Source organism: Nesterenkonia aerolata (assembly GCF_031470965.1).
In the GTDB taxonomy this organism is placed as follows: Bacteria; Actinomycetota; Actinomycetes; order Actinomycetales; family Micrococcaceae; genus Nesterenkonia; species Nesterenkonia aerolata.
Genome location: NZ_JAVKGR010000001.1, coordinates 297,002 through 322,183 on the forward strand (window position 1 = coordinate 297,002; position 25,182 = coordinate 322,183).

The window sequence follows — 25,182 nt, forward strand, 5'->3', positions numbered from 1 at the left end:
TCCCCTGATCCGTCACCGGCACAGTCTATCGAGGTGCCTCACAGCGAAGTTCTGGAACAGACTCCCCCGATGCCGGCAGAAGGCGCCGACGACGGGCCGGGCAGCGCTCAGCCGCCGGAGATGTCCACTTCGGCCGCGTGGATCATCTCCTGCTGGGCGGCATTGAGTTCCTGAGAGGCCAGCCAGTCCTCCGGCAGGTGCACCTTCTTCGGCGAACCAGCCCGCCCCCTCGGCCCCTCGGCGTCGGCGCCTGGGTAGCCGATGCGCTGATCGAGCCCCGCAAGCAGATCCTCCAACTGCGCCATCGACTCCACCGTCACCAGCTGGGTCCGTAGCTGCGAACCCACCGGATAACCCTTGAAGTACCAGGCCACATGTTTGCGGATGTCCTGCATCGCCTTGCGCTCGTCACCGTCAAAGTAGGGGACGAGCATCTTCGCGTGGCGCAGCAGCGTGGCGGAGACCATCGGCAGATCCGGGCGGTAGCAGTCATCGCACCCCTCGAAAGCGGCCTGCAGGTCACCGAACAGCCACGGGCGGCCCTGGCAGCCCCGGCCGACTACGACGCCGTCCACCCCGGTGCGCCGGACCATCTCCACCGCATCCTCCGCGGACCAGATATCCCCGTTGCCCAGCACCGGGACATCCGGCAGCGCCTCGCGCAGGCGGGCGATCGCCTCCCAGTCGGCAGTTCCCGAGTAGTGCTGACGGGCGGTGCGTCCGTGCAGAGCCACGGCGACGACGCCGACGTCGCGGGCGATCCGCCCGGCCTCCAGGTAGGTCAGGTGGTCCTCGTCGATGCCCTTGCGCATCTTCACCGTCACCGGGATCCCACCACGTGCGGCCTCCCGCACAGCGGTGGCGACGATGGATTCGAAGAGCCGGATCTTCCAGGGCAGAGCAGAACCTCCGCCCTTGCGGGTGACCTTGGGGACCGGGCAGCCGAAGTTCAGATCGATGTGGTCGGCCCGGTCCTCCTCGACGAGCATGCGCACGGCATGGCCGGTGGTCACCGGGTCCACTGAATACAGCTGGACGGAGCGGGGCCGCTCGTCGGGCTCATGGCGGATGATCCGCAGCGACTCCGGGCGCCGTTCCACCAAGGCCCGGGCGGTGACCATCTCATTGACGTAGAGGCCGCCGCCGTACTCTCGGCAGAGCCTGCGGAAGGCCGTGTTGGTGATCCCGGCCATCGGCGCGAGCACCACAGGGGTGTCCACTGTGAGAGACCCCAGCTGCAGCGGTGGCAGCAGGGGCTCAGCGGTGGCAGGAGGCTCGGTGGTGGTGTGGAGGTGCTCTGCGGGTACGGTCTCAGAAGTCACGGGCGTAGATCATCGCCTCAAAGTCTGAGTCCGCCTGGCCCTCGTCGATGAGTCGGCTGGTCACCCGCTTCAGCGGTGCCATCGCGTCATCGACTTCGACGGTGACCGGGTACCGTGCGGAGAGCAGCGCCAGCAGGATCTGCGAGGCCGCTTCGGCCTCGTCGTCCTCCAACGCCGGGTTCCAGCCGAGCAGCACATCGGCGGGGTCCTCGCTGCGTTCCGGTGTGTAGCTCACGGCGAAGGCCAGAATACGGTCCTTGGCACCGGGGGCGCGGTCGCGCAGGACGACGGCGCCCGAGGCGCCGGTCTCCGGGGCGAGGAGCAGCTGCTGGGCCTTGCCCACGGTCATCTCCGAGCGGTCCCAGGTGTGGATGGTGTTGTAGAACTCCGTGACCAGGGAGCTGAGTTCCACTGAGCCGGTGGCAATGTCCTCCAAGTCCAGCTGGTCCGTTTCCAGGTCAGGCATCGGCAGGGCGCCGGGGCGCACCACCACCCGCCGGGAGGCCTGGATCTTGTGGAAGCCGTTGTCCTTGAGGAAGCACTGGGCAGCGGTGCGTGAGGCACAACGGGCCTTCAGGCTCTGGACCTGGCAGTTCTCCGCCTCGGACTGCAGCAGGTTCAGCAGCTCCACGGCCACACCGCGCCGGCGGTGCTCGGGGGCGACTTCGGCGTAGAAGGAGAGCCGGTCCGGGTGCAGGGAGGAACGCAGCAGCGTGGCGGCAGCCACCGGCACCCCGTGGTCCTCGGCGACGACGGTCCGCGACCACGGCTTATCAGAGGACGGGCGCAGCAGGCTGCGGTCCTGGTGGTGCATGGCGTTGTCCGGGTCTCCCCAGACCTCCAGCAGCGCGAGATCGTCTCCGTCTTCCCAGGGGCGTACGGTCAGCCCGGATTCCAGGGTCAGGCAGGAGACCTCTTCAGCGCGGGTGGCGCCGTCGTGCGAGAAGCTCATCGCGTGTCCTTCGTCCACGGGTCGTGGGCGGGGCGGCGCAGCTCAGCACCGCCTCCCGCACACCGGATATGCGTTCAGCCTCGCGAGTCTAGTCCCGCACCGTGGGCGCGGGCAATTCTCAACCGACCAGGTACTGCGCCAGGTAGGAGGTCACCTGGTCCAGCGCGACGCGCTCCTGGGTCATCTCGTCACGGTGGCGGATGGTCACAGCCTGGTCCTCAAGGGTGTCGAAATCGACGGTGAGGCAGAACGGGGTGCCCACCTCGTCCTGCCGACGGTAGCGACGGCCGATGGCACCGGCGTCGTCGTAGTCGATATTCCACTCGCGGCGCAGCTCAGCGGCCAGTCGCTGCGCCGGCTCGGCGAGCTCAGGCTTCTTCGACAGCGGCAGCACTGCGGCCTTGACCGGCGCGAGCTTGGGGTGCAGCTTCAGCACAGTGCGGACATCCACGCCGCCCTTGGTGTTGGGGGCCTCATCCTCGGCGTAGGCGTCGATGAGGAACGCCATCATCGCCCGGGTGAGACCGAAGGACGGCTCGATGACGTAGGGGGTGTACCGCTCTCCGCTGCCCTGGTCGAAGTACTGCAGCCGCTGGCCCGAGGCCTCGGTGTGGGAGCCGAGGTCATAGTCGGTGCGGTTGGCAACTCCCATCAGCTCGCCCCACTCCGAGCCCTGGAAGCCGAACCGATACTCCAGGTCGATCGTGGCCGCCGAATAGTGGGCCCGCTCCTCCTGGGGCACGTCGAAGCGGCGCAGGTTCTCCGGGTTCAGACCGAGGCCGACGAACCAGTCCCAGCAGGCCTCGACCCAGTGGTCGAACCAGCTCGGCGCGTCCTCGGGGTGGGTGAAGTATTCGATCTCCATCTGCTCGAACTCACGGGTCCGGAAGATGAAGTTCCCCGGGGTGATCTCATTGCGGAACGCCTTGCCGATCTGACCGATGCCGAACGGCGGCTTCTTCCGAGCAGAGGTCACCACGTTGTTGAAGTTCACGAAGATACCCTGAGCGGTCTCCGGGCGCATGTAGTGCAAGCCCTCTTCGTTGTCCACCGGACCCAGGTAGGTCTTCAGCAGTCCCGAGAACTGCTGCGGCTCGGTCCACTGGCCGCGGGTGCCGCAGTCGGGGCAGACGATCTCCGCCATCGACTCCGCCGCCCGGCCCTTCTTGTCCTCGAACGCCTCCTCCAGGTGATCCTGGCGGTGGCGGCGGTGACACTGGGTGCACTCCACCAGCGGATCAGAGAACGTCTTGACGTGACCCGAGGCGTGCCACACCTGCTGGGGCAGAATGATCGCAGAATCCAGGCCGACCATATCCCCGCGTCCGCGCACGAAGGTCTTCCACCACTGGTCCTTGATGTTCTCCTTCAGCTCCGTGCCCAGAGGCCCGTAGTCCCAGGCTGAGCGGGAGCCCCCGTAGATGTCACCGGACTGGTAGACGAAGCCGCGGCGCTTCGCCAGCGAGATGACTTTGTCGAGGGCGTTCTCAACGGACATAGATGTTCTCCACCTCTGGGGCGCATCGGAGGTCATGACAGACGGACGTCCGACCGGCCGAGGGGCCCGCGCCGGATCGTCACTGGCGCAAGTTTACCGTCAGAGAGGACGGTCCTGCTGCTCACCGGCGCCACCGCCGCGCCCTGAGCATGTCCGGCAGGGAAGCCAGCGCCACCGCGGCCAAGGTCAGGGCCGTGCCCAGCACCGTCGCAGTGGTCACCACGGACCCGGGGGCAGGGGCCACGACGTCGAGCAGCAGAGAGCCGACCAACTGCCCGGCGATCATGCCCATCGCGGCCACGAGGACTCCGACCCGTGTGACCAGAAGCGCCCCCAGACCGATGAAGACCACACCCAGCGGTCCACCCAAGTACAGCCACCACTGAGACGGCAGAGACTCCGGGGCGCTGACTTCACCGGCGAACAGCACTCCCACCCAGACCACGGCCAGCGCTGCCGTGCCAGAGAGGAAGTTGAACAGAGTCGACGGGATCGGACTGCGGTAGGCAGCGGTCTGGCGGCCGTTGATGGCCTGCTGCCCGGAATTGATGAAGCCACCGGAGAACGGGACCACCACCAGCAGAAGCAGCTCCCATCCGCGCTGGGCGCCCTGCAGCTGCGGGGACACCGCCCAGAGGACGGCCAGCACCGTCAGCACCGCAGAGATCACCCGCAGCGCGGTCAGCCGGATACGGCCAGCTGGCCCCAGGCCGATGCGATCCCACAGCAGGCCGCCCACCGTCTGGCCGGTCACCACGGAGACGGTGAAGACGGCTACACCGATGAGCCCGATGGTCAACGTCTGAGCGAGGACGAAATAGGCCCCGCCGAGCCCCACCAGCAGGTACCAGGGCCGCACTGCGCCGCTGCGCAACGTGGCAGGAACCCGGCGCATCGTCGCCCGGCCGCGGCGGGTCACCACGGCGATCAGCGCGATGAGCGCCAGTCCCCCGCCGAAGCTGAGCAGCGCGGCGAGATAGGGGTCACCGAGCTCCGCACCGAGGGCCGCGTTGACCCGCCCCTGCAGGGGGATGGCGCCGCCGGCGGCGATCATCAGGACGACGAAGCCGATCCAGACGATGGGCGGATAGCTGGGAGAGCCTTTCGAAGCGTGCACTCGCCTTATTCTAGGGACTTCCCGAGATGCCGTCGGCAGCAACTATTCAGCCCTGAGACACTGGTCCCATGAGCCAGGAACATATCGAGGTCCCCATCCGTGACGAGAGCATCCGCCTGGGTCAGCTGCTGAAGCTCTCCGGTGTGGCGGAGAACGGTGCCGTCGCCCGTGACCTGATTGAGGCCGAAGCGGTCCGTGTCAACGGTGAACCGGAACTCCGGCGTGGCCGCCAGGTGACAGTGGGGCAGATCGTCGACGTCGACGGCGAACCCTTCGGACTGCCCGCCGTTCGGCTGACCGTCACCTCCGGTTGAGGGCCGGAGACGTTCAGCCCCGCACGCTGAATTCCAGGAACTCCCCCATGTGTGTGATCTCCTGCGGCACGATCCCGTGCCCGGCCCCGGCGTAGAGCACCTTGGTCAGCTTCACCGCCCGGTTGGCCCAGGAGTGGGTGTAGTCCACGTACTCGGCCGGGATCACCGGGTCCTCCTGGTCACGGCCCCAGAAGAACGGCACCTGCGCCGCAGCGAGGCCCTCATCGTCGAAATACTCCGTGGTCTCGGGGTCACCCTCCGGGTCGACGGCGAACCCGGAGAGACCGATGACCGCGGCGAACTCCGTGGGGCGAGAGCGCAGCAGCGAGGTCGCCATGGCCATCCCCATCGAGAAGCCCAGCAGGGTCACCGAGCTGTGGTCACCGCGGACCGAATCGATCCAGGCCCAGAGCTCATCGACGGCGCGGCGGGCGTCCTCCGACCGGTAGGCCAGGCGCATCGGGTCCAAGGGGAACCACGTGTATCCGGGGCCCTCAGCCAGCGGCGCGCGGACAGCGGCATAGGTGAAGCGCTCCGGGAGCAGGTGCGCGAAGGAGAAGAGGTCACGCTCATGCGAGCCGAAGCCGTGGAGCATGACCACCAGCGGAGTGCCTTGCCGCTCCTCAGAATTCCGGGACCACACGACGACGGGCTGCTCGGCGGGCTCGCCAGCGGGCCGCTCGGCCCGGGCCTGATCAGTGCGCGGGGCGTCCATCGCGTCATCGGTCATGAGGCCTCCTCGGCGGGGATGGGGCGGGTACATCGGGGCATCGGTCATCCTACGCACCGGTAGCCGGGTCTGGCACAATGACCGCGTGAGCGACTTCGACGACGATCTCAGCGATGACCGCCGCCCGGACTGTGAGCCAGGGGTGAAGCACCCGTGGACGAGGTACGTCGCCCTCGGAGACTCCTTCACCGAGGGTATCGGAGATCCCGACCCCGACCGTTCCGGATACCACCGCGGTTGGGCAGACCGTGTGGCCGAGGAACTGGCGCTGGGTGGGCCGCACTTCGCCTACGCCAATCTGGCAGTACGCGGCAAGCTCATCGAGCAGATCCGCGACGACCAGGTCGCTCCCGCCCTGGAGCTGAAGCCGGATCTGATCTCGGTCTGCGCCGGAGGGAACAACGTCATCCGGCCCGGCGGAGATCCGGATCAGGTCGCCGCGACTCTGGACACGATGATCCAGATCCTCGCGACGACGGGGGCGACCATCGTGCTGTTCAACGGCCCCGATGTGCGTGACAGCGCCGTCATGGGTTCGATCCGCTCCAAAGTCGCGATATTCAACGAGAACGTGCGCACTGTGGCGCTGCGTCATGACGCGCTGGTGGCCGATATGTGGTCACTGCGCGAACTGGCCAACCCGGCGATGTGGGATAAGGATCGGCTGCATTTCTCTCCGCTGGGTCATCACACGATCGCGCGGATGGTGCTCGATACCCTCAACGTGGAACATGATCTGGATCCGATCGCTCCGCGGCCGCTGCCGGACCGTACCTGGCGAGAGGCGTATGTGGACGATGTCGTCTGGGCCCGTCAGCACCTGTTCCCGTGGGTGGTCCGCCGTCTGCGCGGACGCTCCTCCGGCGACGGAGTGAATCCCAAACGGCCGCAGGCTGAGCCGCTCTTCGGTGGCGCCATGCCGCCGGGCACCTCTGAGGAGGACGCCTGAGCCGGCGCGAACCGACTGCCGGCATGAACCCACTGGAAGGAGCACACGATGGACCTGCCCATCCATCCGCTGGCGGCGCATCTGCCGGTGGTACTGATACCTCTCTCAAGCATCATGCTCATCCTCGCCGTCGCGATCAGACCGCTGCGCCGGCACCTGATGCTGGTTGGAGTGGTGCTCATCGGTATGGGTGCAGCCGGGGCGTTCCTGGCGATGCAGTCCGGAGAGCAGCTGGCCGCCACCGTGGGAGAACCGGAGGCTCACGCCCGCTGGGGCCTGCCGACCTTCCTGACCGCCACGGCGCTCACCGCGGTCGCCGTTGTCTGGGCGTGGACCACATGGCGGGCAGGCCGTGCGGCGCCCTCTGAGGTTGACGGCGCTGCGGGGTCAGGAGGCTCGCCGTCAGGCGCGGTGCTCGGAGCCGCCACCGTGGTGCTGGCAGTGGCCGCCACCACGCTCACTATCCTGGCCGGGCATTCCGGGGCCGAGGAGGTCTGGGGCGGCGCCGGAGGATCTGAGGAACCAGACGGGTCCGAGTCCGCCGCGGCCCAGGAAGAACCCTCCGCTGAGGAGGAAACAGCCGCTCTGACGATGGACGAGGTGGCCCAGCACGACTCAGCGGATTCCTGCTGGACCGTGGTGGACGACACCGTCTACGACCTCACCGAGTGGGTCGCCGAGCACCCCGGCGGGGAGCAGGCCATCGAGGGGCTCTGCGGCACTGATGGAACGGAAGCCTTCGAGCAGCAGCACGGCGGCGACGCACAGCCGGAAGAACGGCTGGCAGACTTCGAGCTCGGTCCGCTGGAGTGAGCCGGAGAGGCTGCTCCCCCATGACCGGCACCTGTCCGGCATCACTCTGCTCTCACACCCCTTTTCTAGAGCAGGCTCAGCTGCGCTGAACACGTCGTGAAGAACGGTCAGCCGTAATAGCTTTGTGATGCGTTCTCTGATGCGACCCGAGACCGTCAGTTTGTACACTGACGAAACCGAAGGGTCTCTGGGGCATGCGACGAAGGGGTGAAAGTATGGCCGAAGAGAATAATCATATCCTCCGGACTGCACGGAAGAGATACCGGGCTCCTGAAGTGGGCGCGCTGGGAATGACCGCCGCATTGATGCTCGCCGGCTGCGGAGGAAATGGTGGTGAAGAAGGCGGGGGCGAGAACGTCGTCGGTTCCATCGAGACGTCGGACGGCGACACCGTCGAGAACGCCGAAGAATTCCTCGAGGACGTCTCCTCGGATTGGCGCGAGACGTTACCCGAGGAGAACGTCGAGATCGCCGATGAAGCGGGCTGCTTCTTTGTGCTCGACGGCGACGAGGCGGTCACCGATGAACTGGCCTGCGGCGGTTACCGTCTGGCCGGTGCCGAAGTTGACGAAGGGTGGGATATCGGTCAGCTGCAGATCCGGGAGAACTCCGACAACGAGTTCCATGCCCAACTGGCCTCCGAAGGTTTCGCCGATATGGACATCGGCACCGCCCGTCCAAGCGGGGACGTCGTCGACGCCTCCGGCGATGCGGCACCGGAGAGCCTCGATGATCTGGACGCACCGGAAATGCCCACTGCGGAATCCGGCATCACTGTGGTGGACCATGAGGCCCTGGATTCCCTGGAGACCTCCGAGGACATCGACGTCAGCGAGGGCCTGATCCGCACCACGGCGGGTGACCTCGAGATCACCTCGATCTCCACCGTCGAGGAGCTTCCCCTGGAGGGGGACGTGGAACGGAACCTCGGCGGGGACGGCTCGGAGAGTGAGTTCGACGAGGACGACACTGACGGCACCGAGGACACTGACGACACCGAGGCCTACGGCACAGATCAGGACGGCACCTCCGACGTGACCTTCGGCGAGCTGCCGCACGCCGCTGCAGAAGGCGAGACCTTCTACCTCGTGGACGCGACGTTCGAACCCGCCGAGAGCTCCCCTGACGTCTCTCCAAGCGTCACGCTGAACACCGGCGGCCAGCAGGCCGAACTGTTCACCCTTGACGGCGGCGACGGATGGGGCCAGCCGGAGTCTGAGGACTACACCTTCCTCGTCTCGGCGCAGGCCGACGACGGGGACCACCTGCAGATCTCAGCAGATGGTCACGACCAGGGGTTCAACCTGGCCGCCGGCGAACGCGGCGACGCGGGAGTCGCAGCGACCTACTACCGAGACGTGACCCAGCAGGACCTACAACATGAGTACTCCTTCGCAGACCAGGACGTGGCCCTGACCGACGGCGAGGACGAATTCGATGCGGAGATCTCATTCGACACGCATCTCATGGAGGCCCAGATCGTGCCTTACAGCGCGGAACAGGGGTGGGCCGACGAAGGCAACATGTGGCTTGCTGTGGACTTCTACTCTTCCCTCGAAGCAGACTCCTGGACCTGGTCGCTCGAAGAGGCAGAGTTTTCTGTCTCGGTGGATCACGGTGCAGACACCGCGAGCAGCAGCGACAGCGAGGTCATCACCAGAGAAGGGTCCTCCGAAGAGTTCCTCATGATGCTCCAGGTGCCGGCGGACGCGACCTCCTTCACCATCACGCCGAGCCTGAGCGCTGAACTCTCGCCTTCGGGCAGCCCGCTAAGCCAGACGGTGGAGTTCACCACCGATGGATACGAGGTGGAGTTCCCCCATGACGGTGAGACCGAGGACTCCGCTGAGGAGGAGGAAGACAGCGACGAGCCGGAGGATGAGCAGGACGAATCTGAGGAGGGCGAGGACAGCTGATGCGTGAAACCACTGATACGGTCAGGACGACGCAGACTCCGGCATCTCAAAGCGCTCGGAACACCGCCTTGATCGGTGCCCTCTCAGGAGTGGCCCTGACGCTGACCGCCTGCGGAGACGACGTCCCCTCCGGGCCGATGGATGAGGATCAGCTGGAGTCGACCCTCCTCACCGGACGAGACATCCCCCAGGGGTGGGATCTGACTGACGGGCCCACCGGCGAGGACGTCTACGGTGACGACATCAGCATGGCCCTGGCGGTCCACTACTTCACCGATATCCGTGAGGCCACTGCCGGCATCGCCGACTCGCAGGTCTGCGAGGACGCCCAGGACGACTTCGACGAGGCACTCGACGACGCCGAACTGGTCGGCATGGCCGCGGCGTCCTACGAGCCGTCGGATCAGGACAGGGGCACTGCCGTGGCGCTGTCCTATTCGACGTCGGAAGAGGTGGATCTCGCTGATGAGGCCGTCACTCTCTGGGAAACCTGCTATGAGGACCTGGTCGAGGACGGGGACTGGGCCGAGGACATGGAGCTCGATGACCTCGGAGGGGACTTCGACGGCGTCACGGCGATCAGCGATGAAGCCGACGTCGGCGGGGTCAGGGCTGTAGGAGGTGAGAGCTATGGGCAGAATCATCTCTTGGCTCGCGGCTTCTCCTCAGACCCCCGGGATGAAGAGATCTTCGAGGAGCTCTTCGACGCGTTGAAGGAACGCTTCGAGGAGGGCCCTCAGGGCGACGACTGACAGGATGACATCCGCCATATAAGGTGACTGATGTAGCGCCGGTCACAGCAGTCAGAGACTCATGATGATGAAGAGATGACGAACCTGACATAGAGGGGAATGAGGGGACACCATGGCAGGTCAGCAGCACACAACCGCTCCGCGGCAAGTGGTGGATCACGGCCCGGTCCGGAGAGGACGTACCTCTCGCGCCACGCTGATCGGCGCATCATCCGCCGTGATCCTGACACTGACCGGCTGCGGGGACAGTGTGCCCAGCGGACCGATGAATGCCGAGGAGCTGGAGAGCACGCTGATCACCGGCCGAGATGTCCCTGAAGGCTGGAACCTCATCGACGGTCCCACCGGGCGCGACGCCGGCGGAGAACCCTTGACCGACCAGGTGAGCGCCGGATTCATCGCCTCTATGGTGGATGAGGCTGAGCGCGACGGTGACTCCGAAGACTGCCAGGAGGCCGCAGAGGACCTGACCTCCGATATCGAGGACATCGAACTCTCCTACGAAGCCGAGGCCGAATACGAGATGAGCGGAGACGGCGAGTCCTGGTTCAGTGCAGTGGCGTTCTCCAGCACGGAGGACTATGACGTCGCCGGTGGGCTCCTTGATGTCTGGGAGACCTGCGCCGAGCAGCTCATCGATGAGACCGAGGAAGCCTCGGATTGGGAGCTGGACGACCTCGACGGAGACATGGACGGCATCTACGTGGTCAGTGACGAGGCACAGATGACCGGCCTCAGCGTCGTCGCAGGGCAGAGCTACGGGCAGAATCATCTGGTGGTGATCGGCGGCACTGAGGATCCCCGGAATGAGGACACCATCCACGAGCTCACCGATGCCCTCAAAGAGCACTTCGAAGAGGGGCCCGAGGGCGACTGACCCCGGTATCTGCTGCCGCCCTAGAGACCAGCTCACCGCAGCTCAGCTCAGAGCCGCAGCACCTCACGGATCTCAGTACCCAGCTGCTGGGCGCTGGTGAGGAACCCGTCATGACCGATGGGCGAGGAGATCATGTGCACGGTGTTCTCGCCCGGGATCAACCGTGCCAGCTCCTCACTCTGAGACGGCAGATAAAGCCGATCTGAGTCCACAGCCACCAGCAGGGGCTTCGCAGAAACCCCGGCCAGCGCCTGCGCCACTCCCCCGCGCCCGCGGCCGACGTCGTGGCTGATCAGCGCCTCGGCGACGACGAGATAGGCGTTCGGATCAAACCGGGAAATCAGCTTCTTCGCCTGGTGATCCAGATAGGACTCCACCTGGTAGCGTCCACGCCGCCGCTGGGCCCACCCCAACGGCTCCTCACCCGGCTGAGCCTCACGGCCGAAGCGGACCCCCAGCTCATACTCCGAGCGGTAGGTGATATGCGCGATCCGACGGGCAAGCGCAAGCCCCTGCAACGGTGCCGCCCCGTCATAGTAGTCACCCCCGGCGAAGTCCGGATCGTTCTCGATGGCCTGCACCTGCGCCTGACCGAAAGCGATCTGCTCAGCAGTCGAAGCCGCGCCACAGGCGAAGACCCCCACCCCGTCCACCCAGTCCGGGAACGTCGCGGCCCATTCCAAGGAGCGGGCACCACCCATCGAACCCCCGATCACCGCGTGCAGTCGGGTCACACCCAGAGCACGGAGCAGACGCTCCTCCAGACAGACGGTGTCACGGATGGTGACGAAGGGAAACCGCGAACCCCAGGGACGGCCGTCGGGATCCGGGGACGCCGGGCCGGTGGAGCCGTAGCAGCCGCCGACCATGGCCGGAGCGATGACGAACCAGCGGTCCGTGTCCAGGGGCCTTCCCGGGCCCACCAGCTCCTCCCACCACCCGGTGCTCGGGTCCGCCTCAGTGGCGGCCACATGGGAGTCACCGGTCAGCGCGTGGGCCACCAGTACCGCGTTGTCACCAGCCGCATTGAGCCGCCCCCAGGTCTCATAGGCGATCTCCACCTGAGGTAACGCACCACCGGCCTCGAACGTGTAACCGCCGACGTCGAGCACCTGCAGGGCTCCGGCAGGGCGGTGGCCGAAGTCGTTCAAAGTGGTGGACAGCACCGGTGTGCTCATCGTCTGTGGAATCCTCTGCTGGTAGGTCCGTCGGGCAGGTCTGCGTGGCTGTGCTCAGTGGCTCAGTCCTCGGCCGAGGCACCGGCGAGCGCCTGGTCCAGATCCGCGAGGATGTCATCGATATGCTCCAGCCCCACGGACAGTCGCACCATTCCCGGTGAGACTCCTGCGGCCCGCTGGTCCTCCTCGCTGAGCTGGCTGTGCGTGGTCGAGGCCGGGTGGATCGCCAGAGAACGGACGTCACCGACGTTGGCCACCAGGGAATGCAGCTGCAGCGCGTCCACCAGGCGCTGTCCAGCCTCAGCGCCACCGCGGACCTCAAAGGCGAGCACCGAGCCGACGCCGCGTGGCAGGTACCGGCGCGCCTGTTCATGGCAGGGGCTGGATGCCAGACCGGCATAGTTCACCCGCTTCACCGCCGGGTGGGCCTGGAGATGTTCGGCCACGCGCTGAGCGTTGGCGACGTGGCGCTCCATGCGCAGGCTCAGCGTCTCCAGCCCCAGGTTGATCTCGAAGGCGTTATGCGGTGACAGTGCTGGCCCCAGGTCACGCAGCAGCTGGACCCGCGCCTTCATGATGTAGGACAGGTTCACCCCGAAGGCCCCGTCAGCACCGAGATCACGACCGAAGACCAACCCGTGATAACTCTCATCGGGCTCGGTGAAACCGGGGTACCGCTCCGGGTAACGCGTGTAGTCGAACCGGCCGGAGTCGACGATGATCCCCGCGATGGCCGTCCCGTGACCGCCCAGGAACTTCGTCGCCGAATGGACGACGACGTCGGCGCCGTGTTCGATCGGCCGGATCAGGTACGGAGTGGTCAGCGTCGAGTCGATGATCAGCGGCACGCCCAGCTCATGCGCGGCAGAAGCCACGGCTTCGATGTCGAGGACGTCACCGCGAGGGTTGGCCACCGCCTCTCCGAAGAACGCCGCCGTGTTCTCTTTGGCGGCCGCGCGCCAGGATTCGACGTCATCGGGGTCCTCGACGAAACTGACCTCCACGCCGAGCTTGGGCAGCGTGTGCTTGAACAGGTTCTGCGTGCCGCCGTAGAGCTGCGGGGAGGCCACCACATGGGCGCCGGCCTCAGCGATGTTCAGCAGCGCCAGCGTGGTGGCCGCCTGCCCGGAACCCACCGCTAGGGCTCCCACGCCCCCTTCGAGGGCGGCGATCTTGTTCTCCACGGCCTCCACCGTCGGGTTGGTCAGCCGGGAGTAGATGGGACCGAGCTCCTCCAGGCCGAAGCGCCGGGCCGCGGACTCGGTGCTGGGGAAGACGAAGGACGTGCTCTGCTGGATAGGCAGAGCACGGGCGCCGGTGTGCGGATCCGGCTCAACACCAGCGTGGATCTGGAGGGTCTCAAAGCGATGGGCAGACTGTGCCGTGCTCTCAGTCATGTGGCGTCTCCGTTCGGTCCGGTCCCTGGGGGTAAGGACCCGACCTCCGACGACGCGGAGCCCTCCGGCCCTGCCCCATGGACGTGGCATCTCATGGACTGGCGTGGGGCCGCACTGACGTGGAGGCCCGCGCTTGCCTCACCGGTACTGCGGAATGTCCGCAGACCGGTCAGGCCAGGTCGTCACCCGGGGCACCCCACCGCGAACTGGAGGGTTGCCGGCCAGCAAACCGGGGTTTCGCGCTGGCACTCTTGACCTTAGGAATCAGTGTGCCCGGGAAACCCCCTCAGGGCAACCCGGGCACACCCCACTGCACGTTTATCCGAACTCTCTGCAGAATCCGTGCCTTATAGAGGCCGGATTACGCAAGCGATTCGGATAAACGTGCGGTGCGGGGGTATCAGGGGACGCGGACGATGAGGGCGTCGCCCTGGCCGCCTCCACCGCAGAGAGCCGCCGCACCAGTGCCCCCGCCACGGCGCTTGAGCTCCAGCGCCAGATGCAGCAGGATGCGCGCACCGGACATACCGACCGGGTGCCCCAGGGCGATCGCGCCGCCGTCCGCGTTGACCTTTTCGGCCTCGACGCCCAGCTCCTCGGCAGAGGCCAACCCGACGGCGGCGAACGCCTCGTTGATCTCGATCAGATCCAAAGCACCCGGCTCAACACCCTCCTTCTCACAAGCGCGAGCAATGGCACGGGCCGGCTGCAGCTGCAAGGAGGAATCGGGACCGGCGACCATCCCGTGAGCACCGATCTCTGCCAACCACTCCACGCCGAGCTGCTCGGCCTTCTCCTTGGACATCACGACCATCGCACAGGCGCCGTCGGAGATCTGTGAGGCTGAACCGGCCGTGATCGTACCGTCCTTGGCGAAGGCCGGACGCAGCCGTCCCAAGGACTCCGCCGTCGTGTCACCCCGCACACCCTCGTCAGCACTGATCCGCACCGGCTCACCCTTACGCTGGGGCACCTGCACCTCGACGATCTCCTCGTCGAAGCGGCCCGCCTGGGCCGCATCAGCGGCACGGCGGTGCGAGGCCGCCGCGAACTCATCCTGCTGCTCACGGGTATAGGCCCGTTCACCACTGTTGCAGGATTCGGTCAGCGCGCCCATGGACTGATCCGTGGCTTGGTCCCAGAGCGCGTCATAAGCCATGGAATCCACCAGGGTGGCGTCACCATAGGTGATCCCGGTCCGTGACTTCGGTAGCAGATGCGGCGCCTGAGACATCGACTCCATCCCCCCGGCGACGACGATCTCGCACTCCCCCGCCCGGATCATCTGATCGGCCGTCGCCACCGCATTGAGTCCGGAGAGGCAGACCTTATTGATGGTGATCGCCGGCACCGAGGCCGGAATCCCTGCCGCCAACGACGCCGTGCGCGCGGCATTCTGCCCCGTGCCGGCCTGGATGACCTGCCCCATGATGACGTAGTCGACATCATTGCCGGAGACTGCCGCGCGGTCCAAAGCGCCGCTGATCGCCACTGCGCCGAGGTCAGCGGCCCGCAGAGTGGAGAGACCACCGAGCAGCTTGCCGATGGGAGTACGGGCGCCGGAGACGATGACGGTGGATGACATGGGCGGGACCTCCAGAAATAGTTGCACGTCCAATAATCTCTCGCTAGATTACCAACGAGACTCAGCTCACACACTATTCCAGCCTCGAGGCGGAGGAGAAGCTTCTATGCACCAGGTGACGCACTTCATCGACGGACAGCGCACCGAGGGAACCTCGGGCCGCACGAAAGAGGTCTTCAACCCGGTCCAGGGCGCGCCACAGGCCACTGTGCCGCTGGCCGATGAAGCCGAGGTCGACGCCGCCATCGCCTCCAGCCAGGCCGCCTTCGACGGCTGGTCCTCGATGAACCCCCAGCGCCGCGGGCGCATCCTGCTCAAGTGGGTGGATCTGATCTACACCCACATGGATGAGCTCGCCGAAACGCTCTCCAACGAGCACGGCAAGACCTTCCCCGACGCCAAGGGTGACATCCAGCGCGGCGTCGAAGTCGTCGAATTCGCCGCCGGCGCTCCCCACCTGCTCAAGGGCGAGTTCTCCTCCGAGGTGGCCCGCGGGGTCGACGTCCACTCCCTGCGTCAGCCCCTGGGCGTGGTCACCGGCATCACCCCGTTCAACTTTCCGGCGATGATCCCCCTGTGGAAGGCCGGCGTCGCCCTGGCTGCGGGCAACACCTTCGTGCTGAAGCCTTCTGAGCGTGACCCCTCCGTGCCGGTGCGCCTGGCCGAGCTCGCCGTCGAGGCCGGGATGCCCGCCGGCGTGCTCAACGTCATCCACGGCGACAAGACGGCAGTGGACACGCTCATCGCCGACGAGCGGATCAAAGCGGTCGGCTTCGTCGGCTCCACACCGATCGCCCAGGCCATCTACACCGCGGCCGCCACCCATGGAAAGCGCGCCCAGTGCTTCGGCGGCGCCAAGAACCACATGGTGATCATGCCCGATGCCGACCTGGAGCAGGCCGCCGACGCCCTGATCGGCGCCGCCTACGGCTCCGCCGGTGAACGCTGCATGGCCATCTCCGTGGCCGTGCCCGTGGGTGAGGAGACCGCCGACCGGCTCATCGCCCTGCTCGAAGAGCGCATGGCGAAGCTGACGCTGGGCCCCTCGCTGGATGAGAAATCCGACTTCGGCCCGGTCGTCGGCGCCGACGCCAAGGCCCGCATCGAGGACTACATCGGCATCGGCGTCGACGAGGGTGCGGAACTGCGAGTGGATGGCCGCGGCGCCAGCGTCGAAGGACACCCGGATGGCTTCTGGGTCGGCGCGACGCTCTTCGACCGCGTCACCACTGATATGCGCATCTACACCGAGGAGATCTTCGGACCCGTGCTCTGCGTGGTGCGCGCCGCTGACTACGAGGAGGCGCTGCGCCTGCCCACCGAGCACGAGTTCGGCAACGGGGTCTCCATCTTCACCCGCGACGGCGACGCCGCCCGCGACTTCACCCAGCGCGTGGAGGTCGGCATGGTCGGCGTCAATGTGCCCATCCCGGTGCCGATCGCCTACTACACCTTCGGCGGGTGGAAGGCCTCCGGCTTCGGCGACCTCAACCAGCACGGCACCGACGGCTTGAAGTTCTACACCAAGACCAAGACCGTCACCACCCGGTGGCCTTCGGGAATCAAGGACGGCGCCAGCTTCGTCATGCCCGAAGGAAGCTGATCATCAGCAACAGATAACGGAGACGATCATGACTGAGACCTCCTCCCCGGTGACCGGGGAGACCACCAGGCTCCCCCGTGTGGCATTCATCGGCCTGGGCAATATGGGCGGGCCGATGGCGGCCAACCTCGTCGCCGCCGGCGTCGAGGTCCACGGCTTCGACGTGGTGCCCGCCGCGATTGACGCCGCCCGCGGCAAGGGAGTGGCGGTCGTCGAGGACCCCCGGGACGCCGTCGCGCAGGCTGAGGTCGTGCTGACCATGCTGCCCAGCGGCAAGCATGTGAAGGAGGCCTACGCGGGCACTGACCAGCGGCCAGGCCTACTCTCTGCCGCGCAGCCAAACGCGATCTTCCTCGACTGCTCCACCATCAACACCTCCGAAGCCGTCAAGGCGGCGAACCTGGCCCGGGAGGCAGGCTTTCGTGCGGCCGATGCCCCGGTCTCCGGCGGGGTGGTCGGCGCGGAGGCGGGCACCCTCGCCTTCATGGTGGGGGCCACCGAAGAGGTCTTCGCCGAGCTGCACCCGTTGCTGGACATCATGGGACGCCGGGTGGTCCACTGCGGCGACGCCGGGCTGGGCCAGGCCGCGAAGATCTGCAACAACATGATCCTCGGCGTCTCGATGATCGCCGTCTCCGAGGCCTTCGTCCTGGCGGAGAAGCTGGGACTCTCGGATGAGGCCATGTTCGACGTCGTCTCCGGAGCCACCGGGCAGTGCTGGGCGCTGACCACCAACTGCCCCGTCCCCGGCCCGGTGCCGACCAGTCCGGCCAACCGGGACTTCACCCCCGGGTTCGCCGGGGCGCTGATGGCGAAGGACCTGACGCTGGCGTCCAACGCGCTGGATGAGACCGGTGTGGACGCCCAGCTGGGCCGAATGGCCGGAGAGATCTACCGCCGCTTCGCCGAGGGCGAGGGCGCGGGTCAAGACTTCTCCGGGATCATCAACACCATCCGCGAGTCCTCCCACCCCTGACCAGCCACAAAAATCCGAACTGTGTGGGGAATCCGGTCTCTATAAGGCCAGGATTCCCCACACAGTTCGGATTTTTGTGCTCTGGGTTCGTTCTGGGCTAAGTGATGAAGTCCCCGGAGCGAGCACGGAAGCGGGTGAAGATGTCGTTGACGACGGCGACGTCCTCGGCCTCGAACCCGGTCTCGGCGAAGAGCTGCTCGTTCAGCGCACACGTCGACTCTTCCGCAATACGACGCCCCTCATCGGTGAGGATCAACAGCACCGCCCGCCGGTCTGAGGCATGCGGGCGGCGCTCCACCAGCCCGGCGGCCTCCAACCGGTCCACGGTATTCGTCACCGAGGTCGGATGCACCTGCAGTAGCGCGCTGGCCTTGCTCATCAGCATCTGCTTCTCCCGCGAGAAGCTCAGCAGCGCGATCATCTCGTAGCGGGCGAAGGTCAGCCGGAACGGTTTGAGCACCTGCTGCGCCCGGGCGAGCAGGATCTGCTGCACACGCATCACCGAGGTGACCGCCGCCATCGGGGCGGCCACCTCCCCCCATCCGTGACGCTCCCAATTCCGCCGCGCCTCGGCGATGGGATCTCTGCTCAGCTCCGTGGGTCTGTTCGGCATCGTCACAGTCTACGACTGCCCCTCACCGACTTCCGCCGCACCTCACCGGCGCAGCGGAAGCTCCTCCTCACGGAACTCCCGCCCCAGGGCAGGAGCCGCCTCAGCTGCGTCCGGGGCGGCATCAGCACGACGGCTCTCATGCTGGCGCAGCTCCACCCGGCGAATCTTCCCCGAGATCGTCTTGGGCAGCTCGGTGAACTCGATCCGCCGGATGCGCTTATACGGAGCCAACCGGTCCAGGCAGAACTGCAGAATCTCCGTCGCCGTCTCAGCCGAGGGCTCATAACCGGCCGTCAGCGTCACATAGGCCTTCGGGATCGCCAGACGCATCTCATCGGGAGCGGGGACAAGTGCCGCCTCCACCACCGCCGGGTGCTGGACCAGCACAGACTCCAGCTCGAAGGGTGAGATCTTGTAGTCGCTGGATTTGAAGACGTCGTCAGCACGGCCCACGTAGGTGAAGATGCCCTGCTCATCCCGTGAGGCGATGTCCCCGGTGTGGTAGAAACCGTCGCGGAACACTTCGTCGTTCTTCTCGGGCGCCCCGAAATAACCCTTCATCAGCCCCACCGGCCGTGGGTCCAGGCGCAGACAGATCTCACCCTCCTGGGACTCCTGGCCGGTGAGCGGGTCGATCAGCACGACGTCGTAGCCGGGCAGCGGCAGCCCCATCGCCCCGATCTTCAGCCGACGCCCCGGAGTGTTGGCCACCTGCAGCGTAGATTCGGTCTGGCCGAAGCCGTCACGGATCGTGCAGCCCCAGGCACGGCTGACCTGGTCGATGACTTCGGAGTTCAGGGGCTCTCCGGCGGAGATCGTCTTCTGCGGTGGGGTCTTCAGCTGGGTGAGATCGGCCTTGATCAGCATCCGCCACACGGTCGGCGGCGCGCAGAAGCTGGTGACCCCGACGTGGTCCATCGCGGCCATCAGCTTGCCGGCGTCGAATTTGCGGAAGTTGTAGACGAAGATTGTCGCCTCGGCGATCCACGGTGCGAAGAAATTCGACCAGGCGTGCTTGGCCCATCCCGGCGAGGCCACGTTGAGGTGTACGTCGCCGGGCTCCAGACCGATCCAGTACATCGTGGAGAGGTGACCCACGGGATAGGAGGTGTGAGTGTGCTCCACCAGTTTCGGCTTCGAGGTGGTACCGGAGGTGAAGTACAGCAGCAGCGTGTCATCAGCCCCGGTGGGACCTTCGGGAGTGAATTCAGTACCAGCCTCGTAGGCTTCCGGGAGGCTGAGCACTGTGCGTCCGGGCAGTACTGGGGTGCGGCGTCCGGCGTCGTCGGCGTAGACCCCGGGGACGTGGATGAGGGTGTAGTCGCCGTCGACGTCGGCGAACTTCTGCAGGTCCTCTCCCCCGGCCACCGCCCAGCGGGCCTCGGCGCGCTCCACACGATCCCGCAGGTCAGAGGGGCCCATCTGCGTGGTGGTAGGCACCATGACCGCGCCGAGCTTGATGCAGGCGAGCATGATCTCCCACAGCTCCACCTGGTTGTTGAGCATGAGGATGAGCCGGTCACCGCGGCGGACCCCCTGTTCGCGCAGCCAGTTGGCCACCTGGTTCGAGGTGGCGGAGAGCTCGGCGAAGGTGCGCCGCAACTCGGAGCCGTCCTCCTCCAGGATGACCAGCGCATCCTGATCGGCCCGCTCTTTCCGCGCCGCGACGGCGTCGAACCAGTCCACACCGAAGTTGAACTCTTCGAAGCGTGGCCAGACGAACTCCTCGCGGGCCCGCTCCCAGTCCTGCTGAAGCGAGACGAGATGGTCACGGGCCTGCATGAACTGCTGTGTCACCGACATGCGGGAACCTCCTGGTGCGAGACGACGAACTCTCGACGTGTGATGTGAGACACGCCTAATTTACTTGGATATCCTATAGTCGGTAAAGACACAGCGTCCGACGGCGAGCCTCACGGCCCCGCGCCGCCGACCCGGCCCAGCAGCTCCATGACGTCTCCGGACAGATCCCGGACACCCTGCGGACTGCTCAGACCCGTGACAAACTCGCGACAAAGGAGTCCCGATGACCCACCCCACCTCGCCCGCAGGCGGCCCCGACGCCGCCTCCGCGGACGGACTGCCCCACGTCGACCTCTTCGATCTGCGCTCCCGGCTCAGCGCCGAGGAACGCAGCCGCCTGGAGACCATCGAGGCTCACCTGGAGACTCATGTGCGCCAGCAGGCCATCGAGCCGTGGAACCGCGAGGAGTTCGTCCCCGAGCTGCTGCCCGGCCTCGGCGCGCTGGGACTCGGGCAGATCTTCACCGACGGCTCGTCCACCCTGTTCCAGGGGCTGACACACGCGGCGATCGCACGTCACGATCTCTCCCTCTCCGCGCTGGTGGGGATCCACAATGAGCTCAACGTCGGCACGATCGAGCACCTCGGCTCTGAGGCGCAGCGGCAGCGGTGGCTGCCGGCGATGAAACGGCTGGAGTCGTTGGGCGCCTTCTGCCTGACTGAGCCGGAACATGGTTCGGACATCGCCGGCGGACTGGAGACCTCTGCCACTTTGGACAACGGCGAATGGGTCATCCGCGGGACCAAACGATGGATCGGGGCGGGCACGCTGGCCGACGTCGCACTGGTCTGGGCCCGGGATACCGCCGATGACGCCATCAAGTGCTTCCTCGTACCCACGGACACTCCGGGGTACCGGGCCACCAAGATCAGCAATAAGATCGGCCTGCGGATCATGCAGAACGCCGACATCGTCTTCGATGACGTCCGCCTGCCCGAAGATGCCCTGCTGCCCGGGGCCACCAGCTTCGAGGCGGCGAATGAGCTGCTGCGCGCCTCCCGCGCGTGGGTCGGCTGGCAGGCGGTCGGCGCCCAGCAGGGGCTGCTGGAGATCCTGCGCCGCTATGCCCTGAGCCGGCAGCAGTTCGGCCGCCCGCTGGCGAAGCTGCAGCTGATCCAGCAGGCCATCGCGCATATCGCCGGGAATCTTGCGGCAAGCATCGGCATGATGACCGAGGTCAACCGGCTGCAGGAGGAAGGGCGCCTCGAGATGCTCCACGCCGCGATGGCCAAGGCGACGACGACTCGCCTGGGACGCGAGTCCGCCGCGCTGGGACGCGATGCGATGGGCGGCAACGGGATCGTCAGTGATTTTGAGATGGCGAAGATGATGAACGACCTCGAGGCGATCTACACCTATGAGGGCACCTACGGCATCAACCAGCTGATCGTCGCCCGCGGCCTGACCGGCGTCTCCGCCTTCGTCTGACCCCACCCCTATCGAGAATCCCTGGCTTTGTGAGGTATCCCGCCGTATGTTCCACGGGATTACTCACAAACCCAGGGATTCTCGATCGTGGGGGCGGGTAGGGTGCAGTCCATGGAGCACACGATGAGCACCGGCGGCCGCGCCGTCATCGTCGGCTGCGGGGACCTGGGGACCCGCATCGGTCGGCGCCTGCACCAGCGAGGGTTCGACGTCGAGGGGTGGCGCCGCTCCCCTGACCGGCTCCCCGACGAAGTCCGAGACGAAATCCAAGGAGTGTCCGCCGACCTCCTGGACCCCGCCCAGCTGCCGCAGCTGCCCACCGATACCTCCCTGGTGGTGTTTACCCCCACCGCCGGCGAGCGCACCGCAGCCCGATACCGTGCCGTGCTCCACGACGGACTGTCCGCGGTGCTCGAACACATCGCCGCGCTGCCCGGGCCCCGCCCGCGGCTGCTCGTCATCGGCTCCACCGCCGTCCACGGCGACGCCGAGGGGCGGGTCGACGAAGATGCTCCCCTCACCCCCAACACACCGACCGCTGAGGTCCTGGCCCAGGTGGAGGAACTGGTGCTCCGCGCCCGCACCGAGGGGATCACCGCCTCGACCCTGCGGCTCGCCGGGATCTACGGCCCGGGACGCCGACGCCTGCTGAACAACGTCGAGGGCTTCGACGCCAGCCCCGCCTCCCGGGAACGCCTGGGGGATCCGCTGCGGATCTCGAATCGCATCCACGCCGATGATGCCGCCCTCGCCGCAGAATGCCTCCTCAACGAACCGGAGCCGCCGGCAGCAGTGATCGGCGTCGACCACTGTCCTGTGGCGATCGGTGCGGTGCATAACTGGCTGGCCGAGCAGCTGGACCGACCGCTGCCCTGGCCTGAACTCGATGAGGCACAGGCCCACGGGCGCCGGATGGACGGCTCACGACTGCACTCGCTGCTGGCAGATCATGGCCACCGGCTGCAGCATCCGGACTTCCGCTCGGGGTATTCACTGGAACTGGCCGCAGTTGACGGCACCTGACCCGGCACCGTCTCACCTCACCTGCCCTGCCCAGCCCTGCCAAGTCCTGCTCTGCCCAGCACAGCCCTGACAAGCCCTGACAAGCCCGAAACAGCCTGTCCCACCTGAGACACATCCTCTGGACTCCTTCGCGAACCCTCGCTACTATGATCCACATCACATAAACAGTTGGTCGTCCGACTAATTGAGGAGCGACCTTCATGCTCAGAGGGGACCGCATGACCAGCACCGAACCACTCGCCGAGCCGCCCACCACACCACACACCGGCTCGACACACCCGCATTCCGCATCTGCGCCTACCGGCGGCACCGCCGGTGGGCCCACCACTCCCGAAGCCACTTCCCAAGCCCGGCGCAAAGCCTTCGTCGGCGCCACCGTCGGCCACCTCATCGAGTGGTACGACTACGGCATCTACGGCTTCCTCGCCGTCTACGTCGGGGCGAACTTCTTCATCTCCGATGACCCGCTGGTCGGCATCCTCAGCGCCTTCGCCGTCTTCGCGCTGAGCTTCTTCATCCGCCCGCTCGGCGGCCTGTTCTTCGGGCCCCTCGCCGATAAGATCGGCCGACGCAACACCCTGCTGATCGTGCTGACCATGATGTGCAGCGCCACCATGCTCATCGGCCTGCTTCCCACTGCACACACCATCGGGGTGGTCGCACCGATACTGCTGGTGTTCCTGCGCCTGGTCCAGGGCTTCTCCGCCGGCGGGGAGATCTCCACCATCACCGCCTTCATCTCCGAGTACTCGACGAAGTACACCCGCGGCACGGCAACCAGCCTGCTCATGGTCACCGCCGCGCTGGGCCTGCTCACCGGGGCCGTGGTGGGCAACGGCCTCAGCTGGATCCTGGGCACGGAGACCATGACCGAGTGGGGCTGGCGCATCCCCTTCATCATCGCCGGACCCCTCGGCGCGGTGGCCATCTTCATCCGCATGCGCCTGGAGGACTCACCGGAGTTCAAGACGCTGCAGAAGGAGAACCGCCTCTCCAAGGCACCGCTGCGTGATGCCCTGCGCTACCCGCGCCAGCTGCTGCTCGTCGCCGCGGTCATCACACTGCTGGCCTCGAGCTTCTACCTGGTCATGACCTACCTGACCACGCACCTGAACACCATCCTCGGGCTCTCCTGGGGCGGGACCTTCACCTACGTACTCCTCGCCGGCGTCATCGGCATGGTGCTGATGCCGGTCGGCGGCCGGATCACTGACCGGCTGGGACGTCGGCGCAACTACCTGCTGGTCACCAGCGTCTTCCTCGCCGCCGCAGCGGGCTGGTTCTTCTGGTCAGCTCCGAATGCCGAGACACCGCTGGGCCTGCTGCCTTCGCTGATCGCGCTGGCAGTCGGCTTCGGGTTGTACTGCGGCGTGCCGTACGCGACGATGAGCGAGCTGCTGCCGACCCACGTCCGCTCCACGGGGATCGCCCTGGGGTACAACATCCCGGTCGCCGTGTTCGGCGGATCGGCCCCGTTCATTGCCTCCTGGCTGATTCAGAGCACCGGCGACGTCGCCTCCCCGGGCCTGTTCTTCATCTTCACCGCGGCAGTCTCCTTCGTCGGGACGCTCTTCCTGCGGGAGCAAGACCTGCTGGGCAAGGAGAAGGTCCAAGCTCACAGCGAGGCGACGGCGCGGTCGGTGACTGAGGAGATCAGCGAAAAAGCGGAGCGCTGAACCCCTCCCCTACACCCACCGACGACGGCGGGCCGCACCTCCCCTTTTTCGGGCAGGGCGGCCCGCCGTCGTCGTGGTGCGCACCCTGGCACGCAACCCTCGCTATGTGGTTGACATCACAGACCCTCGGTGCTTGAGTTAGTTACCGACCGAACGGTCTGTTATTCCCAGGAGAGCCGATGCCCGCACACCCACCCGCCGCCACGCCTGCACCTGCCTCCGGCGAGGCCCCCACCCACGTGATGCTCCACCAGGACCACGCCTCCCAGTGGCTCGGCATCGACGTCCTGCAGGCTGACCCCGGGCATGCACGGATCACCATGACCGTACGCCGGGAAATGACCAACGGCTTCGCCATCGCCCACGGCGGCATGGTGTTCTCCCTGGCCGACACGGCCTTCGCGATGTCATGCAACGCCCCGACCGGCGATGACGGCACCATCACCGTGGCCTCCGGAGTGGACATCAACTTCCTGAAGCCCGCCGCAGTCGGCGATGTGCTCATCGCCGAGGCCCGCGCCGTCAGCGGAAGCGGCCGCAGCGGAGTCTGCGACGTCGTCGTCTCCCGGCAGAGTGAAGATGGCAGCACCGGTGAGACCGTCGCGCTGTTCCGCGGGCGCTACCGCACGATCCCCGCCCCCTCCTCCCCTGCGATCTGA

The 25,182-nt window shown here is 66.6% G+C and carries 22 protein-coding genes and 1 riboswitch; of the genes, 12 read left to right on the forward strand and 10 right to left on the reverse strand.

Features of this window, described 5'->3' with window-relative positions; translation table 11 throughout:
- Positions 1-107: 107 nt before the first annotated feature.
- The 4 genes from dusB to RIL96_RS01385 form a co-directional block, all read right to left on the reverse strand.
- Positions 108-1,253: a tRNA dihydrouridine synthase DusB gene (gene dusB / locus RIL96_RS01370; RefSeq protein ID WP_310547433.1), complete on the reverse strand. Its 1,146-nt coding sequence runs from the start codon at positions 1,251-1,253 to the stop codon at positions 108-110.
- A gap of 58 nt (positions 1,254-1,311) precedes the next feature.
- Positions 1,312-2,274, reverse strand: a complete 963-nt coding sequence (locus tag RIL96_RS01375; RefSeq protein WP_310547200.1) for a GNAT family N-acetyltransferase — start codon at positions 2,272-2,274, stop codon at positions 1,312-1,314.
- A 118-nt stretch (positions 2,275-2,392) separates the two neighbouring features.
- On the reverse strand, positions 2,393-3,772 hold the full coding sequence (locus RIL96_RS01380; RefSeq protein ID WP_310547201.1) for a glycine--tRNA ligase: 1,380 nt from the start codon (positions 3,770-3,772) through the stop codon (positions 2,393-2,395).
- A gap of 121 nt (positions 3,773-3,893) precedes the next feature.
- Positions 3,894-4,889 carry a DMT family transporter gene (locus RIL96_RS01385; RefSeq protein ID WP_310547202.1) on the reverse strand — a complete coding sequence of 332 codons (996 nt, stop codon included), beginning with the start codon at positions 4,887-4,889 and terminating at the stop codon, positions 3,894-3,896.
- 68 nt (positions 4,890-4,957) lie between these two features.
- Here RIL96_RS01385 and RIL96_RS01390 point away from each other — a divergent pair, with 68 nt between their 5' ends.
- Entirely contained in the window at positions 4,958-5,203 is a 246-nt protein-coding gene (locus RIL96_RS01390) for an RNA-binding S4 domain-containing protein (protein WP_310547203.1), read from the forward strand.
- Positions 5,204-5,216: 13 nt separating this feature from the next.
- Here the strand turns inward: RIL96_RS01390 and RIL96_RS01395 are convergent, their stop codons facing one another.
- Entirely contained in the window at positions 5,217-5,933 is a 717-nt protein-coding gene (locus RIL96_RS01395) for an alpha/beta hydrolase (protein WP_310547204.1), read from the reverse strand.
- 85 nt (positions 5,934-6,018) lie between these two features.
- Here RIL96_RS01395 and RIL96_RS01400 point away from each other — a divergent pair, with 85 nt between their 5' ends.
- The 5 genes from RIL96_RS01400 to RIL96_RS01420 all read left to right on the forward strand — a co-directional run bounded on the left by RIL96_RS01400 (position 6,019) and on the right by RIL96_RS01420 (position 11,240).
- Positions 6,019-6,882 carry an SGNH/GDSL hydrolase family protein gene (locus RIL96_RS01400; RefSeq protein ID WP_310547205.1) on the forward strand — a complete coding sequence of 288 codons (864 nt, stop codon included), beginning with the start codon at positions 6,019-6,021 and terminating at the stop codon, positions 6,880-6,882.
- A 48-nt stretch (positions 6,883-6,930) separates the two neighbouring features.
- Entirely contained in the window at positions 6,931-7,695 is a 765-nt protein-coding gene (locus tag RIL96_RS01405; RefSeq protein WP_310547206.1) for a cytochrome b5-like heme/steroid binding domain-containing protein, read from the forward strand.
- A 215-nt stretch (positions 7,696-7,910) separates the two neighbouring features.
- Positions 7,911-9,611 (forward strand): hypothetical protein, encoded by a 1,701-nt coding sequence (locus tag RIL96_RS01410; protein WP_310547207.1) that lies wholly within the window; start codon positions 7,911-7,913, stop codon positions 9,609-9,611.
- The gene (locus RIL96_RS01415; protein ID WP_310547208.1) at positions 9,611-10,363 is read left to right on the forward strand and encodes a hypothetical protein; all 753 of its coding nucleotides are present in this window, start codon (positions 9,611-9,613) and stop codon (positions 10,361-10,363) included. Before RIL96_RS01410 ends, RIL96_RS01415 begins: the two co-directional genes overlap by 1 nt.
- Positions 10,364-10,475: 112 nt before the next feature.
- Entirely contained in the window at positions 10,476-11,240 is a 765-nt protein-coding gene (locus RIL96_RS01420; protein ID WP_310547209.1) for a hypothetical protein, read from the forward strand.
- Positions 11,241-11,287: 47 nt separating this feature from the next.
- On the opposite strand, the gene metX is transcribed toward RIL96_RS01420, so the two are convergent.
- The 3 genes from metX to RIL96_RS01435 form a co-directional block, all read right to left on the reverse strand.
- Positions 11,288-12,418, reverse strand: coding sequence for a homoserine O-acetyltransferase MetX (gene metX / locus RIL96_RS01425; RefSeq protein WP_310547210.1), 1,131 nt, complete (start codon positions 12,416-12,418; stop codon positions 11,288-11,290).
- Positions 12,419-12,480: 62 nt separating this feature from the next.
- Positions 12,481-13,815, reverse strand: a complete 1,335-nt coding sequence (locus RIL96_RS01430; protein WP_310547211.1) for an O-acetylhomoserine aminocarboxypropyltransferase/cysteine synthase family protein — start codon at positions 13,813-13,815, stop codon at positions 12,481-12,483.
- A 124-nt stretch (positions 13,816-13,939) separates the two neighbouring features.
- A riboswitch (SAM riboswitch) is annotated at positions 13,940-14,072 on the reverse strand.
- A 143-nt stretch (positions 14,073-14,215) separates the two neighbouring features.
- Positions 14,216-15,400 (reverse strand): acetyl-CoA C-acetyltransferase, encoded by a 1,185-nt coding sequence (locus tag RIL96_RS01435; protein WP_310547212.1) that lies wholly within the window; start codon positions 15,398-15,400, stop codon positions 14,216-14,218.
- A 106-nt stretch (positions 15,401-15,506) separates the two neighbouring features.
- Between RIL96_RS01435 and RIL96_RS01440 the strand changes: the two genes are divergently transcribed.
- Positions 15,507-17,003: a CoA-acylating methylmalonate-semialdehyde dehydrogenase gene (locus tag RIL96_RS01440; protein WP_310547213.1), complete on the forward strand. Its 1,497-nt coding sequence runs from the start codon at positions 15,507-15,509 to the stop codon at positions 17,001-17,003.
- A 28-nt stretch (positions 17,004-17,031) separates the two neighbouring features.
- The gene (mmsB, locus tag RIL96_RS01445; protein WP_310547214.1) at positions 17,032-17,979 is read left to right on the forward strand and encodes a 3-hydroxyisobutyrate dehydrogenase; all 948 of its coding nucleotides are present in this window, start codon (positions 17,032-17,034) and stop codon (positions 17,977-17,979) included.
- A gap of 97 nt (positions 17,980-18,076) precedes the next feature.
- On the opposite strand, the gene RIL96_RS01450 is transcribed toward mmsB, so the two are convergent.
- Complete coding sequence (locus tag RIL96_RS01450) at positions 18,077-18,592, reverse strand: MarR family winged helix-turn-helix transcriptional regulator (protein WP_310547215.1); 516 nt, start codon at positions 18,590-18,592, stop codon at positions 18,077-18,079.
- A 42-nt stretch (positions 18,593-18,634) separates the two neighbouring features.
- A complete protein-coding gene (locus RIL96_RS01455; RefSeq protein WP_310547216.1) occupies positions 18,635-20,395 on the reverse strand; it encodes an AMP-binding protein in 1,761 nt (586 codons plus the stop codon).
- Positions 20,396-20,618: 223 nt separating this feature from the next.
- On the opposite strand from RIL96_RS01455, the gene RIL96_RS01460 reads away from it, so the two are divergent.
- The 4 genes from RIL96_RS01460 to paaI all read left to right on the forward strand — a co-directional run bounded on the left by RIL96_RS01460 (position 20,619) and on the right by paaI (position 25,182).
- Positions 20,619-21,824: an acyl-CoA dehydrogenase family protein gene (locus RIL96_RS01460; RefSeq protein ID WP_310547217.1), complete on the forward strand. Its 1,206-nt coding sequence runs from the start codon at positions 20,619-20,621 to the stop codon at positions 21,822-21,824.
- A gap of 111 nt (positions 21,825-21,935) precedes the next feature.
- A complete protein-coding gene (locus tag RIL96_RS01465; RefSeq protein WP_310547218.1) occupies positions 21,936-22,847 on the forward strand; it encodes an NAD-dependent epimerase/dehydratase family protein in 912 nt (303 codons plus the stop codon).
- 218 nt (positions 22,848-23,065) lie between these two features.
- Positions 23,066-24,523, forward strand: coding sequence for an MFS transporter (locus RIL96_RS01470; protein ID WP_310547219.1), 1,458 nt, complete (start codon positions 23,066-23,068; stop codon positions 24,521-24,523).
- Positions 24,524-24,702: 179 nt separating this feature from the next.
- Complete coding sequence (gene paaI / locus RIL96_RS01475; protein ID WP_310547220.1) at positions 24,703-25,182, forward strand: hydroxyphenylacetyl-CoA thioesterase PaaI; 480 nt, start codon at positions 24,703-24,705, stop codon at positions 25,180-25,182.

What these genes read in the sequence shown, in the direction of transcription:
- RIL96_RS01390 (WP_310547203.1), top strand. Translation starts at nt 4,958, where the DNA reads ATGAGCCAGGAACATATCGAGGTCCCCATCCGTGACGAGAGCATCCGC.
- RIL96_RS01440 (WP_310547213.1), top strand. Translation starts at nt 15,507, where the DNA reads ATGCACCAGGTGACGCACTTCATCGACGGACAGCGCACCGAGGGAACC.
- RIL96_RS01395 (WP_310547204.1), bottom strand. Translation starts at nt 5,933, where the DNA reads ATGACCGATGACGCGATGGACGCCCCGCGCACTGATCAGGCCCGGGCC.
- RIL96_RS01405 (WP_310547206.1), top strand. Translation starts at nt 6,931, where the DNA reads ATGGACCTGCCCATCCATCCGCTGGCGGCGCATCTGCCGGTGGTACTG.
- RIL96_RS01435 (WP_310547212.1), bottom strand. Translation starts at nt 15,400, where the DNA reads ATGTCATCCACCGTCATCGTCTCCGGCGCCCGTACTCCCATCGGCAAG.
- paaI (WP_310547220.1), top strand. Translation starts at nt 24,703, where the DNA reads ATGCCCGCACACCCACCCGCCGCCACGCCTGCACCTGCCTCCGGCGAG.
- RIL96_RS01465 (WP_310547218.1), top strand. Translation starts at nt 21,936, where the DNA reads ATGGAGCACACGATGAGCACCGGCGGCCGCGCCGTCATCGTCGGCTGC.
- mmsB (WP_310547214.1), top strand. Translation starts at nt 17,032, where the DNA reads ATGACTGAGACCTCCTCCCCGGTGACCGGGGAGACCACCAGGCTCCCC.
- RIL96_RS01460 (WP_310547217.1), top strand. Translation starts at nt 20,619, where the DNA reads ATGACCCACCCCACCTCGCCCGCAGGCGGCCCCGACGCCGCCTCCGCG.
- RIL96_RS01430 (WP_310547211.1), bottom strand. Translation starts at nt 13,815, where the DNA reads ATGACTGAGAGCACGGCACAGTCTGCCCATCGCTTTGAGACCCTCCAG.
- RIL96_RS01415 (WP_310547208.1), top strand. Translation starts at nt 9,611, where the DNA reads ATGCGTGAAACCACTGATACGGTCAGGACGACGCAGACTCCGGCATCT.
- RIL96_RS01455 (WP_310547216.1), bottom strand. Translation starts at nt 20,395, where the DNA reads ATGTCGGTGACACAGCAGTTCATGCAGGCCCGTGACCATCTCGTCTCG.
- RIL96_RS01420 (WP_310547209.1), top strand. Translation starts at nt 10,476, where the DNA reads ATGGCAGGTCAGCAGCACACAACCGCTCCGCGGCAAGTGGTGGATCAC.
- metX (WP_310547210.1), bottom strand. Translation starts at nt 12,418, where the DNA reads ATGAGCACACCGGTGCTGTCCACCACTTTGAACGACTTCGGCCACCGC.
- RIL96_RS01410 (WP_310547207.1), top strand. Translation starts at nt 7,911, where the DNA reads ATGGCCGAAGAGAATAATCATATCCTCCGGACTGCACGGAAGAGATAC.
- RIL96_RS01375 (WP_310547200.1), bottom strand. Translation starts at nt 2,274, where the DNA reads ATGAGCTTCTCGCACGACGGCGCCACCCGCGCTGAAGAGGTCTCCTGC.
- RIL96_RS01380 (WP_310547201.1), bottom strand. Translation starts at nt 3,772, where the DNA reads ATGTCCGTTGAGAACGCCCTCGACAAAGTCATCTCGCTGGCGAAGCGC.
- RIL96_RS01470 (WP_310547219.1), top strand. Translation starts at nt 23,066, where the DNA reads ATGACCAGCACCGAACCACTCGCCGAGCCGCCCACCACACCACACACC.
- RIL96_RS01450 (WP_310547215.1), bottom strand. Translation starts at nt 18,592, where the DNA reads ATGCCGAACAGACCCACGGAGCTGAGCAGAGATCCCATCGCCGAGGCG.